This window comes from Catenovulum sp. SX2, assembly GCF_052056295.1.
GTDB lineage: Bacteria > Pseudomonadota > Gammaproteobacteria > Enterobacterales > Alteromonadaceae > Catenovulum.
Genome location: NZ_CP182493.1, coordinates 3,871,981 through 3,887,868, shown reverse-complemented (window position 1 = coordinate 3,887,868; position 15,888 = coordinate 3,871,981). Strand labels below are relative to the sequence as shown.

Below are 15,888 nucleotides of genomic sequence, written 5' to 3'. Positions count from 1 at the left end.
GTTTGCGATACCTTCCAGAAGCCACTAATACAATTTCAAAATTGTCCATCAGCATGGCTCAGTTACCGAGTAAGAACTTGATCAAAGTTCTTACAAAAAACACTCTATTGGTAATATAATATTCGACTAAAAATTAAAGGACAGGGTATGAATAATCAAGGCTGGATTCACTATTGGCGTAATTCTCTTGCCGATGCTGATAGCGCGAAAGGTGCGTTAAAAAAGCAAGATCTGAAGAATTACGCGCGAGCTACAACCGACGAATTCAAAGAAGGTAAGCTTAAACCTGATTCTACATTGCTAGAAGATCTGTTTCGTAATGAACCAGATACCCTTAACGCTGTAGAAATTCATCATCGACCGGTTACCTATTATCTTCGGAAATTCCATGGCAAAGATTACAGCGGTAATATGCCTGGAGTACTGACACCGATTGTCTGCACTTTATGGGTTAATCGTGAAGGGTTGCTATTTCCTCACACCACGCCATTCATACCTCGTGATTTACTTGCTCCTCAAGGACATGACACTTTTACTATCGCTGACGTCGATAAGCTCGATGTATTCCTGACGAGAAATGAAATTCCAGCGCAGTCTGCTGAAAGTATTCCAGCCCAATTTAAACAAGAAGAACAGTATCAGAACCATCAAAATGAGTGGCACAACTACTACGGGCTCACCCAAAAACTATTTGCCGATTACTGCGATAGAAACCGAATCGAGCAGTTCTACGAAAACATTGAAAGTGGAGGCTTGGTCAACAAAATCAGCGAGTGCTTGGGAGCTTCAAAGCATATTTTAAAACTGTACGATAACCTGAGTAATTCAAGCACAACCTTGCCTCTGCTTGATAGTTACGCGGCAAAAACGGTAATAAACCACGATGAATGTATTGATGTGTCTAAGACAGTGAATTCGCGCTTGGGCCACTCAAATAGTCAATTCCCGCTAGCTAAAGCACAATGCGATGCCTTGGCTCATACATTAGCCATGCAAGAAGGCGATATTCTTGCAGTAAATGGTCCTCCTGGAACAGGGAAAACAACATTTGTTTTATCTGTAGTCGCGTCACTGTGGATTGAATCTGCGCTAAAAGAGAGTCAGCCACCGCTAATCATTGCGGCATCGACTAATAACCAAGCAGTCACCAACATAATTGATGCTTTTGGTAAAGACTTCGATGAAGGCGACGATGAACTATCGGGCCGATGGTTACCCGACATTTTTAGCTATGGTGGCTACCTACCATCGGCGTATGGAGCATTGGAAGCTGCCAAAAGTTATCAAACTAATCATTTTTATGAAAAAGTCGAACAGTTGGATTTTCTCGATCAAGCCCAAGCGCATTTTTTGGAAAGAGCAAAACAGGCGTTTCCACGACAGAATTTTTCTGATGTAACTCAAGTTAAAGCGTGTCTCCTTGCCGAATTGCACCAACATAAAAACCAGTTAGATCACATCCAAAACAATTGGCATCACTACAACCGCCAACTGAATGACATCCATTCTCGGCTGGGAGATAATCCTCAACAAACATTGACAAATCAACAACAAGCCCTTTCCAATGCACAAGCATTAAAAGATAACGCCAAAAAACACTTAACTGCTTGGCGAAGCTACCTCGGCAATGAATCTATATGGTTAACTTTGTTTAAGTGGTTACCGCCAATCAAAAATAAACTTGAACTCCAGCGCAGGAGTTTCATGTTAAGTTTAATTGAGCACGATGAAGAGCAAATTGAGAACCTGTCATCAGACCGGTTTGAGAGCCTACTAAAGCAAGTATTTTCTAGTAAAAAAGAAGATTTTGATGATCAAAAAAACCGTCATCAATCTTGCTTAGAGCAGTATCAAGAGTTTGAGCAATCACGACTGAATTGGCTTGAAGCTATCCATGACTTTACTGAAGACTCTCCAGAGCAAACTGTCCCACAACTGACCGACATCGATTCGGTTTTAGATATCACGACCCGTTTTCGAATGTTCCGGTTAGCTGTCCATTACTGGGAAGCATGCTGGCTGCTAAGTTGCCGAGATTTGGGCCAAGAGCTGAATAAGCAGGCCCGGAAAACAGGTTTGAAAACAGTTCGTCCTCGCTGGCAACGCCGAATGATGCTCACTCCTTGCATTGTATCAACGTTCCATTCTCTGCCTTCTCATATGACTTACCAGTCTCACGTTGGGAATAATGAATTTGAAACTGACTATCTGCTCAATGAAATCGACCTTTTGATCGTTGATGAAGCAGGCCAAGTAGCTCCAGAAGTTGCCGCAGCCTCGTTCTCACTAGCCAAAAAAGCATTGGTGATTGGTGATATTTACCAAATCCCGCCGATTAGAAATGTATGCTCATCAATTGACCGGGGTAATTTAAAGCAGCATAAAGTTATCAGTTCAGATCATGAATACACAGTCATTCAAGAGAAAGGCCGAAGTGTAGTGACTGGCAGTGTTATGCATGTAGCCCAACAAGCAAGTCGCTTTCATTATATGCCGGAAGCTGAACCTGGAATGTTTTTGCAAGAACATAGACGCTGCTACGATGAACTAATCTCATACTGCAATGACCTTTGCTATCAAGGTATCCTGATCCCCAAGCGAGGACAAGCGACCGAAGATAGTCTCTACTCTCCTTTCAGTCATTTGCACGTCGACGGTATCGCGGAATCATTTAGCGGAAGCCGATGCAATAAGTTAGAAGCAGAAACTATCGCTGCATGGTTACATGCCAACAAGGGTGAAATAGAGAATTACTACGGCGAGCCACTGGCCAAGTGTGTGGGTATCATTACTCCATTTTCAGCTCAAGTGAATCAGATCAAGGCCGCGTGTGATGAATTCGATATCAAAGCAGGCAAAGGGGATGAGCAACTAACCGTTGGCACCGTTCACTCTCTTCAAGGTGCTGAACGCAAAATCATTATTTTTTCTCAGGTGTACACCAGACACAACGATGGTGGGTTTATCGATATGGATCCGTCAATGCTCAACGTCGCTGTCTCTAGAGCCAAAGATGCATTCTTGGTGTTTGGTGATTTGGATATCATTGACGCTGCACCATCATCTTCTCCACGGGGATTACTCGCCAAGTATCTCTTCACTGATGAGCGAAATAAGCTAGAGTTTAGTGTTGGTCAACGCCCCGATTTATTACAAATATGTGGGCATCCGAAACTGCTAACCAATGCCGAAGAGCACGATGCGTTCTTATCAAAACTGCTGAGTGAAGTACAACGAAAAATAGATATCGTCTCGCCTTGGTTACTGCTAGACAAACTGCAATCAACTGGGCAGTTAGCACTACTAAAAACAGCACTGCAAAAAGGTGTCCAGATAACCATACACACCGACAGACATTTCAATACCACGGTCGAAAATCACCCTGATACCAATAAAGTAAAAGCCTTTCAGCATTGCTGCGCGACCCTGGAACAACTTGGTATCGTTATTAATGTGATAAATGGTGTTCATAGTAAAAGCGTTTTTGCTGATGATCGGTATATGGCCGTGGGGTCATTCAATTGGTTTAGTGCAAGCAGAAGTGGAAAATACACCAATATTGAGACATCCTTAATCTATGTCGGTGAGTTAGAGAAGGAGATCAAAACTCAACGAGACTTCTTAAATAGTCGAGGCACTTGCACAAACAAACAGCCCGTGACGTAGACACAAAGTGTCACTCTTTTATCCCGAAGTGCCACAAAATCATTTTCAGTATACCCTCAGACAGTTAATTGCTAATTATTCACTTTTAATTAGCAATTACTAATTAAGTTGCTGCCTTTTAGATGAATTTTATTGGAGAAATTTGGAGCTAGGAGAGCAAACGATTTTATGAACGCAAATGATAATGGGGCAGAAATGATTTTGTCAGACCGCCTGCTCTCTGCTCTAACCAGCCCCCAAACCACTCACCCTACCAACAAATATCTTGTACTCCTGCCCCCAGCACCTGACTTAACTAAACATCCATTTTCAACCAGTGCGGCTAAATGCCTTGTGGCGGTTGGTCTACTTACTTTGGTTACTTTTTGGTATTGACTGGTGTTTATGCCTTGGTCAAAATCGCCATCTAACATACGGTTTAATACTTTTACTTGTTCGCTGGTGAGTTTTGTTTGGTCTATTCGTCGCCAGTAATTTGTTTTAAATACGGTTTTATCAACTTCGGCCATTACACCTGCAAAGGTTTTATCTAGCGTTTGTAAAAACCAAACTAACCAGTTGGTTATGTTTAAATTACTTTTTTGTGTTTGTTCTAATATTTGGTAATAACCTTTGCGGTCAGCCAATATGGCAACCGACATTGCGTAAAATCGTACCGATTGTTGTTCAGCTTGCGCCAGTGCTAAATCTGTTAATAATCGGGTTATTCTGCCATTGCCATCATCCAACGGGTGCAAAGTTACAAACCACAAATGGGTTATTGCCGCGCGTAGCAAGGGGTCTAATTCGCTGTCGGTGTTGCTTTGGTTAAACCAGTTTATAAAAGCGTCGAGTTCAGCTTCTAATATTTGCCTGATTGGCGCTTCAAAGTGCACTTGTGGTTTGTCTATTCTGCCCGACACTACTTGCATAGGCGCATCACCTCTTAGTTGGCCTGCAACTATAGGGTTAAATAATGTGTAACCTGCTGGAAATAGCTTTTTATGCCAGTCTAAAATGCGCGCTAAGGTTAATGGCTCGTCGAGGTTTTGCACCGCGTCTAACATTATGTCGGCTAAACCATCGGTTTGTTCTGTGGTTGGAAAAGGTTTTTCTTCGCTTAAACCGAGTTTATTCGCAAGTGACGAGCGCACCGAAAAGGCATTAAGTTTTTCACCTTCTATCGCACTGGAATGAACTATATTTGCCAGCAAGGTATCCAGCATTGTTTGGTTTTGGTCAGCAGTTTGTGCGCCAACTTTACCCAACAATACACCTTGGTTAAGGCGGACTTGGCGTAATATAGGGTTGATTACTTGTTTATCCCAACTAAAGTTAGGCCAAGTTTCTCGTTGCCAAAGCCACATATTAACCTCGCGTGATTCAAATAAACGCCTTAATTGAATCACATTATGAGCCGAATAACACTTTTATTCAACTCACAAAATGATTCAAATAATAAATCACGCTAGTAAAAACTACTTTTCAGCTTCTTCTTCCGTATCAAATATCTGGTGCGATTCGGCTTCTTCTTCAACTTCAGTTTGGTTTGACAGCAGCACAGCTAACCAGTGGGCGGATTCAGATGAGTCGGCGGCAATTTTAACAACCATAGTTAGGGGGACAGAAAGCAGCATACCAACTGTGCCTAATAACCAGCCCCAAAATATTAAGCTTAAAAACACCACTAAGGTGGAAAGGCCTAAACCTTTGCCCATGTATTTTGGCTCTACCACATTGCCCATTACCGTATTTATAACCACATAACCTATGGCTAAACCTAAAGCGGCGCTTGGGCTTATTTGCACCAAAGCTAATAACACAGCCGGTATTGCGGCAATTATTGAACCTATATTTGGAATATAGTTAAACAAAAATGCTAGTACGCCCCACAGCACAAAATAGTCGACGCCGATAATCCAACACAAAGTTCCGGCCAATAAACCTGTGCCTATGCTGACCACAGTTTTTATGGCTAAGTAGTTATTAACCGACTTCAAAAACTCATCAATTTTTTTAATTTGTTTGGCTGGTTCGTCCCACATTAAATAGAGTTTTTTATGTGCTGTGTCGGCTTCAAACAACATAAATACTGTGGTTAATAAAATTAAAAATACATTTGCAAGTGTATTACCTAAACCCGATAACATATTGGTGGCTAACGACATAGCTGCGCCTGGGTCAAAATGTTCGGCAATTTGTTCTTTGTTTAAATGAATATTTACTGACGCTAGTTTTTCAGTTAACCAAAACAGTTCGCCTTGTAGTTTGTTTTTATATAGGGGTAGGTCTTTACTAAAGTCGTTAATTGACTGGCCAACTAAACTGGCGAGTGAAAAACCCAAAGTAATAATAAGCGCCACCACAATCGTGACCCCTGCCCACTTGGGTACTTTTATACCTTGCAACATTGTTATTAATGGCTGACATACAATGGCAATAAAGATAGATAAAATAAAAGGCACAAGCAGTTGTTGCGACGCTTTAACACCTGCCAATATCACTACAAGTGACGCCAGCACAATAAAAACGCGAAAAACAGGATGATGGGTAACAGACATATAGATGATCCATTCTTTAGTAGAATTCGTTATATTGTGCACATATTGAAAATAATTGACGAATAAATCAAGGAAAACAAATGAGCAACCAGCCGCATCTTGCCACTATTAAAATTAAAAATTTAAGGCTTAGAACTTTTATTGGCATTAAAGACGAAGAAATTCAAAACAAACAAGATGTTGTGGTAAACGCCAAAATTCAATATAGCGCTGAACAAGCTAGCCAAAGTGACAATATGGACGATGCACTTAACTACCGCAGCATTACCAAAAAAATTATTCAGCATGTTGAAAACAACCGCTTTTATTTATTAGAGAAATTAACTTCTGACGTGTTAGAAATTGCCAGCGAACATGCTTGGGTAAAATACGCTGAAGTAGAAATTGATAAACCTTATGCTTTAAGGTTTGCTGACTCGGTTTCGTTAACATTAAGCTGCGAGAAGTAGTCTATACTCTTACTCATACCCAAAAATCAGGGTTAACCATTAGCTAAGGTGTCTGTTATGAATGTTTTGATAACTGGCGGTACAGGTTTAATTGGTCGTGCATTAATTAGCAGTTTGTTAGCTGATGCTAAAGCTAACAACTCAAACTACCATATTAGCGTGTTGACCCGCAGCCCCAGCAAAGCTCAAAAATTACTACCTGCCGAAGTTGATTTGCTTTCACACTTGCCCGCCGCCCATGAGTTTAATTTTGATATTGTGGTTAACCTTGCAGGCGAGCCGATTGCTGATAAAAGATGGAGCGATTCACAAAAAGTAAAAATTTGCCAAAGCCGCTGGCAGATAACTCAACAACTGGTTGACTTAATTAACCAAACTGAACACAAACCACAGGTGTTTATATCTGGCTCGGCCATTGGTTATTACGGCAGACAAGCCGATAACGAACAAGTAGACGAAAACAACTATCAAGTTCATCCAGAATTTACTTATGAAGTATGTAAAAAGTGGGAAGATATAGCGCTGAGTTGCAATAGCAATACGCGCGTTTGTGTTATTCGCACTGGCATAGTTTTAAGTAAAAGGCGCGCTGGCAAAAATGTTATTGCCGTTCAAATTAGGTTTAGGCGGGCCAATGGGCAGTGGTAAGCAAATGATGTCGTGGATTTATATTGACGATCATATCAATGCGATTAAGTTTTTAATTGAACATCCGCATTGCCAAGGTGCTGTAAATTTAACTTCACCGAATGCTGTTTCTAATCAAACCTTTAGCCAAACCTTAGCAAAGGTTTTACACCGGCCGTGCATTTTCCGTACACCAAGTTTTGTATTGCAAACCATTTTGGGCGAAATGTCAGATCTAATCTTGACAGGTCAAGCTGTGTATCCTAAATATTTAACTGACCAAGGTTTTTCTTTTCAATATGACAGTTTAGAATCAGCTTTGTCTAAATGCGTGAACAGTTGAGCCTTAAACTGCTCCTATCAGTTACAAAAATATAATTAACGGCTTTAATCCCCTTATTTTACATGATATAAAGTCACAGATAGGAGCTTACAACCAAATATAAATTTGTTTTTTATAGGTGGTTTAAGTTATACCAAGAACAACTGAAGGACATAGTTTAACAGTTTTTCTGCGGTAGAAATCCAAATTTTAATAAGAGTAGTAGTTGGATATTATGGACAAATTTTTTAGCGGTAAACAAATTGAAGCAGCCCGTAAAGCTGTTGGTTTGGCTCAAAAAGATTTATATCAAGCAGCCAAAGTATCACGAGCAACTTATCACAATTGGGTAGTAGGCAAAAGTGAGCCAAATGTGAGTCAGTTTTTAGCTATGATGCAAGTATGCTGGCAACGCTCACCTGAGCACAAAGCTAACGACGAGTTCCAACGTTTAATTAAAAACTTGGTGTCTGTTGGCAAACCTAGCGCCCTAATCGACTAAAACCAATTAAATATTTAAAAGTTGGCATCAGCTAATGCTTGGTGCCAAACTTTTTCTTTATCTTGATACTTCATTGCAGCATATGCTGGGCTAGTTGATGGCAGCTTGTATATCTGTAATCCCTCTACCCCAGCCAGTTTTGTAAGCACTTTCTTTTCAAATAAACTAATGGCTTTTTGCCCATTTAAAAACACATGTTTAATTGTGTTGTATTCAGCAAATAACTGCTCAAACGGATTGGTTTGAATGCTACTGGTGACTATTGCTGAATCTAAACTGCCTTGGCGTTGGCAATGGGCGATAACGTCCCACAATGCAATACCACTATTATTTAATTCAATAACATTTTGTTGGTAGCTGTTATCAGCATTAAATTCGAAATAGCTGCGCATTATCGGCCAAAATGCGTTGCGTGGGTGCGCGTAATATTGCACGTTTTCTAATGATACCTGCCCCGGCATAGAGCCAAGTACAATACCTGTGCAATTTGCGCTAATTTGTGCGGTTAAACCTGTTAACAAGCAATTCACCATGTTTGTCTATTTAAACCATTGAATTATACATTTTTATCCCTATAAATACTGCATTGAACTTTTTGTACAGAGCCGAGTCTGACGTGCTCGGGTACAGATTAACTAACAGATAAGAATAAGATTATGCCGGCAGAACAATTTAACCAGCTAAAAAACTATTTAGACACTCAAGTAATAGGTCAACCAGAATTGACCGAAAGCATGTTAATTGCATTGTTAGCCAATGGTCACCTGTTGGTTGAAGGGCCGCCGGGTTTAGCAAAAACCCGCGCAATTAATGCCTTAGCTAAAGGTGTAGATGGCGATTTTCATCGTGTGCAATTTACTCCAGATTTATTACCAGCTGACTTAACAGGTACAGATATTTATCGTCCTGAAAATGGTTCATTTGAATTTCAGCCTGGGCCTTTGTTCCATAACTTAGTTTTGGCCGATGAAATAAACCGTGCGCCAGCTAAAGTGCAATCAGCTTTATTAGAGGCAATGGCAGAACAACAAATTACTGTGGGCAAAAAAACCTACGCCCTGCCCGATTTATTTTTAGTTATGGCAACACAAAACCCGCTTGAGCAAGAAGGCACATATCCGTTACCAGAAGCTCAGCTTGATCGCTTTTTAATGCATTTAGAAATTGATTACCCAGGTGCCGAAGTTGAACAACAAATTTTGCGTTTAACCCGAGGTGAAGCTTTAAGCAAATCAGTTAGCTTAACTGACAAGTTGTCACAGCAAGATATTTTTGGCGCACGTGAAGCTGTATTAAGCATTCATATGGCTGATGCAATTGAACAATATATTGTTGATTTAATTGTAGCGACACGTCAGCCAGCAAAATACGATGCTCAGTTAGCCAGTTGGATAGGTTTTGGTGCTTCACCACGTGCGACCATTTCATTAGATAGATGCGCCCGCGCCAAAGCTTGGTTAGCCGGTCGTGATTTTGTAACACCAGAAGATGTACAAGCTGTATTTCATAATGTGTTGCGTCATCGTTTGGTATTAACTTACGAAGCAGAAGCCGATGGTGTTAAAGCCAACGACGTATTAGATAAAATTTTACAACTTGTCGCTGTTGCGTAATTCGCCTTATGTCAGCTAAACATTTAGATTGGCTGCAATCTATTTCAGCCGATGGATTAAAAGTTGCTATGCCTGAGTTGCTGCATTATCGCAGCAAAACGGGTTTGCTCGACTTGTCACCTAAACATGGTTTGCAAGCGCGCCTTGCTGGTCAATATGTTTCGGCGCATAAAGGCCGAGGTATGGAGTTTGACGAAGTTCGCCATTATCAGCCGGGTGATGATATTCGTATGATAGATTGGCGTGTTACTGCGCGTACCAATGTTACCCATACCAAATTGTTCCGCGAAGAGCGCGAACGCCCTGTGTTTATTGTTACTGATTTATCTGAGTCTATGCAGTTTGGCAGTCAACTTATGTTTAAGTCGGTACAAGCTAGTCATTTAGCATCACTTATGGCTTGGTCGGTTAACCGTATGGGCGATCGTTTAGGTGGTATTGTTTTTAACGAACAGCAACATAGCGAACAAAAACCAAAAGCACGTACACCTGCGGTTTTACACTATTTGCATCATTTACAACAAATGACCAAACAAATCAGTGAGCAGACTGACGAGCAAACCGCAAACATCAGTGCTAAATCAGACAATCATTTCACCCAAACTTGTATGCGCCTGCGCCGCTTAGCCCGCCCAGGTAGCTTAGTGATTATCATCAGCGATTTTCATAACCTGAATGAAGTTGCGGCTAAACACTTAACTTTGTTATCGCAACATTGTGAGTTAATGGCTTATCGAATTTTTGATCCTATGGAGCAAGCTTTACCAAAATTTGCTGGGCGCATGAATTTGCCCGTTGAATACAATGGTGAACAAGGTGTAGTGACTTTAGGCGATAAAAAAATTGCACAGAGTTACCAAACTGAATATCAACAAATGATTGAACAGCAAGACACTTGGTTAAGACGCTGCCGCTGCACTGCAATTAATGTTAGTGCGGGCGAACCGTTAGAGGTACAACTTAGATGAATCCGAACGATTTAATGGAAGCATTTAAAGATGTGCAAGTACCAGCAGAAACAAGTTGGTGGCCGCTCGCTTGGGGTTGGTGGTTAGTTATTATTCTAGCCTTGGTGCTTGTAATTGCCCTTGGCCGTTATATCTACCAACACAAAAAATTTAATGCATTTAAAAAGCAGATTATCAAACAGCTTAAGCCGAGTTTATCTGCTAAACAAGCAGCCGTGTTGCTAAAACAACTGGCAATGCATTATTACGGTCGTACGAGTGTTGCGAGTTTATCGGCTAGCCAAATGCACGAATTTTGGTTGAATACAGTCGTTAAGCACACAGATAAGTCTGCGAAAAAATGGCAACAAGCTGAGCTTAATTTATTAAGTGCTTTGTACAGTCAGCAATATACGGCCGAAGCTCACAGCCAAGCACTTTCAGCCGAGCAATTAGCTACTGTGGTTAAATTAGTTAAACAAATCAGTCGTAAAAATGGAGCCCAAGATGTTTGAAGTTGAGTGGCCGTGGATATTTTTACTCCTTCCCTTACCTTGGTTAGTAACCAAGTTTGTGACCAATAAAACCCAGCTTGAAGGTGCGCGGTTAAAAGCACCATTTCTGTCGAAGCATAGTTTAACTCAGCAGCAAACGGCTGAGTCGAAAAAATCTATTGGCAAAACTTTAGCCGCTTGGCTTATTTGGTTAAGTTTATTGGCGTCAGCCAGTCAACCAATGTGGGTTGGCAAGCCGATTACATTGCCAGCCGAAGGTCGCGACATTATGTTAGCGGTCGATTTATCAGGCTCTATGGAAATGGACGACATGGTGATTAACGGACAAAAAGTTAATCGCTTAGATATGACTAAGTTTGTGTTAAAAGACTTTATTCAGCGCCGTTTGGGCGATCGCCTCGGGCTTATTTTATTTGCTGACACGGCCTATTTACAAACTCCGCTGACTCGCGACTTAAATACAGTTGCACAAATGTTGGATGAAAGTGTTATTGGTTTAGTGGGTGATAAAACCGCTATTGGTGATGCTATGGGTTTAGCAGCTAAACGTTTTGCCGCCAAAGACAACAGCAATAAAATTCTAATTTTATTGACTGATGGGCAAAACACCTCCGGCAACTTACAACCAAAAGAAGCACTGCAACTTGCTAAAAGCGAGGGTATAAAAATTTATACCATAGGCGTTGGTGCAGACGAGATGTTGGTTAAAGGCTTTTTTGGTTATCAAAAACATAACCCGTCTGCAGATTTAGATGAAAAAACCTTAAGCAATATTGCTAAAGAAACTGGTGGTTTATATTTCCGTGCGCGTGATGCAGGTGAACTAAGTAAAATTTACGCTGAGTTAGATAAATTAGAGCCTATTAGTGAAGAAGCAATTCAGCTAAGGCCACAAACCAGTTTGTTCTATTGGCCTTTGTCGCTCGGCTTTATTTTAACTTTATTGCTGGCACTAACGCCTATGTTGTTACAGTTTAAAATGCAGCTTAGCGATAAATTGAGTGCTAAAGCACAAGGAGCTAAATAATGAGTGACTTTCATTTTTTACGCCCTGAGTGGTTAATCGCCCTATTGCCTTGCATTGTATTGGCTTGGTATATGAAAAAACACCAGCTTATTCAGTCAAGCTGGCACAAGTTTATTCCACCCCACTTGGCAACTAAATTGCTGTCAAACAGCAGCAAAGTTAAACAGTTTCCTTTGTACAGTTTAGTATTGTTGTGGACTGTTATTATTGTCGCGCTAGCTGGCCCTGCTTGGGAAAAACGCCCTCAACCTGTATTTAGTGCCGATATTGGCAGAGTGATTTTATTCGACTTATCTATGTCGATGCGCTCGGAAGATTTAAAACCTGACCGGCTCACTCAAGCGCGTTTTAAAGCAATTGATCTAGCCCGACAAATTACCGAAGGCGAATTAGGTTTAGTTGCTTATGCGGGTGATGCTTTTACCATTAGCCCACTTACGCCAGACAGCAAAAACGTTGTTGCACTATTACCAAGTTTACAGCCAGAAATTATGCCGGTTATGGGCAGCGACGCAGGTTTAGGTATTTTAGAAGCAATTGAGTTATTAAAAAATGCTGGCCATGTTAAAGGCGAAATTTATTGGTTTACCGACCATGTCAGTGAGCTTGAGTTTAAAGATGTTGGCAGTTATTTAAAAAATACTGATTACACCTTAGTTGTTTTTGGTGTTGGTACACCACAAGGCGCACCAATAAAGTTGCAATCGGGCGAGTTATTAAAAGATAGCTCTGGCAGCATTGTTATTCCTAAATTAAATGAGTCGGAACTTTCAACCCTTGCAAGCTCGGTTGCTGGCCATTATCACAGATTAACAACCAACGATCGTGATATTAAATATGTAACTAATAGCCTAGAAAAACAAAACCGTAATGCTAAACAGCAACAAACTGAAATTACCGGTGACGCTTGGTTTGATTTTGGTGCAGTTTTATCTGTTCTCGCCCTGCCGTTGTTTTTATGGTTTGCGCGTCAGCAAAGTTTGTTTGTGATCCCGCTGCTGTTTTTATCTATGGGTTATAGCAACGACAGTTATGCTGGTGTTTTTGATTCATTTTTTAAAAATGACAATCAACAAGCTTTAACTGCATTGCAGCAGGAAAACTATCAAGATGCGGGTGCGCTAGCATCTGATCCTGCCATTAAAGGTTCAGCTTTATTTAAACAAGGTGATTTAGAAGGCGCAGTTGAACAGTTTTCTAAACTTGATACAGCAGATGCTTTTTACAATAAAGGTAATGCTTTGGCGCAGTTGGGTAAATTAGACGAAGCGATTGAAGCTTACGATAAAGCGTTAAAACGCCAAGCTGATTTTGAAAAAGCGCAAAAGAATAAAGTACTTGCAGAGCAGTTGAAAAATCAACAACAGCAGCAACAAAATCAAGATGGTCAGCAGAATCAAGATGATCAGCAACAGCAAGATGGTCAGCAACAGCAAGATGGCCAGCAAAATCAAGATGGTCAGCAGAATCAAGATGGTCAACAACAGCAAGACGGCCAGCAACAGCAAGACGGTCAACAACAGCAAGACGGTCAACAACAGCAAGACGGTCAACAACAGCAAGACGGTCAACAACAGCAAGACGGTCAACAACAGCAAGATGGCCAACAACAGCAAGACGGCCAGCAGCAAGACGGTCAGCAACAGCAAGATGGTCAGCAACAGCAAGATGGTCAGCAACAGCAAGATCAACAAACCCAAGCTGAAAAAAATAAACAAGAGCAGTTGCAAAAAATGCTCGAAAACGCTCAACAAAATGGTGAAGAGTCAGATGAAAATGGCGAGCAGCAAGTTATGCAGCCAATGACTGAAGAGCAAAGAGCTGAGCAAGAGCAGCAACAAATTATGCGTAAATTATTAAATAAGGTGGATGATGATCCCTCTTATTTACTGCGCCGAAAAATGCAACTTGAATATCAACAACGTCGTCGTTCTCAAGCACCAACAGGAGTAACACAGCCTTGGTAACAATTAAAAAAATATGCTTGTTAATTAGTTTAAGTTTAATCACTTTAGCAAAAGCTTATGCTTTAGAAGTGGTTGCAAGCGTTAGTCAAAACCCATCGGTTATTAACGAATCTATCGATTTAATAGTTACTGTAGATGATAAAGTCGACAGTTCAATATTCAATTTTAAAGTGTTAGAAAATAATTTTAGAGTTTTAGGCACATCGGTTAGCCAACAAACTCGCATGGTGAATTTTGATACCACCCGCGAAACGCGTTTTACCACTAGGTTAATTCCTAAAGCTGCGGGCACTTTTACCATTCCAGCATTTAGCTATAAAGGTGCAAGTTCAACCCCCATAAAACTGCAAGTGGTTGGCAAAAATGCACAACAAACTGCAGCACAAGATCAAGATATTTATATTGAAGCAGAGCTTTCAGCTGAGTCTGTCTGGCTGCAACAACAAGTTAGTTATACAGCTAAGTTATTTATTGGTGTTAACCTCAATAGTGGCTCATTAACTCAACCAGAAATTGCTGGCGCATTAGTTGAGCAGCAAGGTAAAGATAAAGAAAACGAAACGCTAGTGAATGGCCGCCGTTATCGTGTTATTGAACGTACTTATTTGATTACACCTCAACGCAGCGGCGAATTTGTCATTGACGGCCCGTTATTTCAGGGTGAAGTAGTTGATGGTAGACGCAGTCAGTTTTTCTTTAATCAAACCAAAACTATTACCCGTACAGGCCCATCGTTAACTTTGGATGTAAAACCTATTCCTGATAATTATGCAGGCCACTGGTTACCATCTGAATTGGTTATGCTCAATGATGAAATATCGCCACCACAACAAGAATATCCAGTTGGTGAGCCAATCACCCGCACCATTACCTTATCTGCATTGAATGTCAGCGCCGAGCAATTACCAGAGTTACAAGTTGAATACCCAAGCAGCTTTAAAGTGTATCCTGATCAAGCGCAAACCCATACCAGTGCGCGTAATAACCAAGTGATTGCCCAACGCATTGAAACTGCTGCCATAGTGCCGAGCAAAACAGGTGAGTTTATTCTGCCTGAAATTAAGCTGACTTGGTGGAATACCACGCGTGAAAAAATGGAAACCACCACAGTCGCAGAGCAAAAAATTAAAGTGGTTGCGAATCCCAATCAACAGGTTGTTACACCAGTTGCTGGCCATAACACCGAAGCAATTGAATGTATTGATGTTGCTGAGGACGACAAAACGGATGCTAGTACAACTACAACGCCTACCCCAACGAATAACAACCAATCTATTTGGTCGAATATTTATGTTTTAGGCTTAATTGCATTAACTATTGTCAGTTGGTTACTAACCCTTTGGATATGGTTGGCTAAGAAAAAATCAGCACCAGCAAAAACATCAATTGAAAACAATAATGGCCGTGATGAAAAACTCGCTTGGCAACAACTACTAAAATCACTCAAAAATAATGATGCCAGCGACATTCGCAGCAAGCTACAAGTATGGTTGAACCTACTGTTACAAACCGAACATAATTTAGTGTTGGCTAAGCTGGTTAACAAAATAGCGGATAAAACTGTCGCTGAGCAGTTGGCAGCAATGGAGGCAAGCCGCTATAGTAAACAACCAAGTAGTTGGAGCAGTGATCAACTTAAACATGCGTTAACTAAAGTTCGTAATCAATATTTAGTTAAGCAACAACCGCAGTTGAATAAATTAAATCCTTAGC

General features: G+C 40.8%; 12 protein-coding genes and 1 pseudogene. 10 read left to right on the top strand and 3 right to left on the bottom strand.

The genetic code is table 11. The features are described 5' to 3' along the window. Window positions 1–147: 147 nt before the first annotated feature. Window positions 148–3,666, top strand: a complete 3,519-nt coding sequence (locus tag ACMZOO_RS16430; RefSeq protein ID WP_440904382.1) for an AAA domain-containing protein — start codon at window positions 148–150, stop codon at window positions 3,664–3,666. 245 nt (window positions 3,667–3,911) lie between these two features. On the opposite strand, the gene ACMZOO_RS16425 is transcribed toward ACMZOO_RS16430, so the two are convergent. Continuing rightward, window positions 3,912–5,012, bottom strand: a complete 1,101-nt coding sequence (locus ACMZOO_RS16425) for a Fic family protein (protein WP_440904381.1) — start codon at window positions 5,010–5,012, stop codon at window positions 3,912–3,914. Window positions 5,013–5,123: 111 nt separating this feature from the next. Continuing rightward, a complete protein-coding gene (locus ACMZOO_RS16420) occupies window positions 5,124–6,206 on the bottom strand; it encodes an AI-2E family transporter (RefSeq protein WP_440904380.1) in 1,083 nt (360 codons plus the stop codon). An 80-nt stretch (window positions 6,207–6,286) separates the two neighbouring features. Between ACMZOO_RS16420 and folX the strand changes: the two genes are divergently transcribed. The 3 genes and pseudogenes from folX to ACMZOO_RS16405 all read left to right on the top strand — a co-directional run bounded on the left by folX (window position 6,287) and on the right by ACMZOO_RS16405 (window position 8,106). Continuing rightward, complete coding sequence (folX, locus tag ACMZOO_RS16415; RefSeq protein WP_016957273.1) at window positions 6,287–6,655, top strand: dihydroneopterin triphosphate 2'-epimerase; 369 nt, start codon at window positions 6,287–6,289, stop codon at window positions 6,653–6,655. 57 nt (window positions 6,656–6,712) lie between these two features. Beyond that, window positions 6,713–7,625: pseudogene (locus ACMZOO_RS16410) on the top strand (TIGR01777 family oxidoreductase). 214 nt (window positions 7,626–7,839) lie between these two features. Then, window positions 7,840–8,106 carry a helix-turn-helix transcriptional regulator gene (locus ACMZOO_RS16405; protein ID WP_440904379.1) on the top strand — a complete coding sequence of 89 codons (267 nt, stop codon included), beginning with the start codon at window positions 7,840–7,842 and terminating at the stop codon, window positions 8,104–8,106. 14 nt (window positions 8,107–8,120) lie between these two features. Here the strand turns inward: ACMZOO_RS16405 and ACMZOO_RS16400 are convergent, their stop codons facing one another. Then, a complete protein-coding gene (locus ACMZOO_RS16400; RefSeq protein ID WP_440904378.1) occupies window positions 8,121–8,627 on the bottom strand; it encodes a DNA-deoxyinosine glycosylase in 507 nt (168 codons plus the stop codon). 135 nt (window positions 8,628–8,762) lie between these two features. On the opposite strand from ACMZOO_RS16400, the gene ACMZOO_RS16395 reads away from it, so the two are divergent. Genes ACMZOO_RS16395 through ACMZOO_RS16370 form a run of 6 tightly spaced genes read left to right on the top strand, consistent with a single transcriptional unit; the run spans window position 8,763 to window position 15,887 of the window. After that, window positions 8,763–9,719 (top strand): AAA family ATPase, encoded by a 957-nt coding sequence (locus tag ACMZOO_RS16395; protein WP_440904377.1) that lies wholly within the window; start codon window positions 8,763–8,765, stop codon window positions 9,717–9,719. A gap of 8 nt (window positions 9,720–9,727) precedes the next feature. Next, the gene (locus ACMZOO_RS16390) at window positions 9,728–10,687 is read left to right on the top strand and encodes a DUF58 domain-containing protein (RefSeq protein WP_440904376.1); all 960 of its coding nucleotides are present in this window, start codon (window positions 9,728–9,730) and stop codon (window positions 10,685–10,687) included. Further along, entirely contained in the window at window positions 10,684–11,181 is a 498-nt protein-coding gene (locus ACMZOO_RS16385; RefSeq protein WP_440904375.1) for a DUF4381 domain-containing protein, read from the top strand. The genes ACMZOO_RS16390 and ACMZOO_RS16385 overlap by 4 nt, the downstream gene beginning before the upstream one ends. Next, window positions 11,174–12,208, top strand: a complete 1,035-nt coding sequence (locus ACMZOO_RS16380) for a vWA domain-containing protein (protein WP_440904374.1) — start codon at window positions 11,174–11,176, stop codon at window positions 12,206–12,208. The genes ACMZOO_RS16385 and ACMZOO_RS16380 overlap by 8 nt, the downstream gene beginning before the upstream one ends. Continuing rightward, window positions 12,208–14,175, top strand: a complete 1,968-nt coding sequence (locus ACMZOO_RS16375; protein ID WP_440904373.1) for a vWA domain-containing protein — start codon at window positions 12,208–12,210, stop codon at window positions 14,173–14,175. The genes ACMZOO_RS16380 and ACMZOO_RS16375 overlap by 1 nt, the downstream gene beginning before the upstream one ends. Continuing rightward, window positions 14,169–15,887 carry a BatD family protein gene (locus ACMZOO_RS16370; RefSeq protein ID WP_440904372.1) on the top strand — a complete coding sequence of 573 codons (1,719 nt, stop codon included), beginning with the start codon at window positions 14,169–14,171 and terminating at the stop codon, window positions 15,885–15,887. Before ACMZOO_RS16375 ends, ACMZOO_RS16370 begins: the two co-directional genes overlap by 7 nt. Window position 15,888 lies beyond the last annotated feature (1 nt).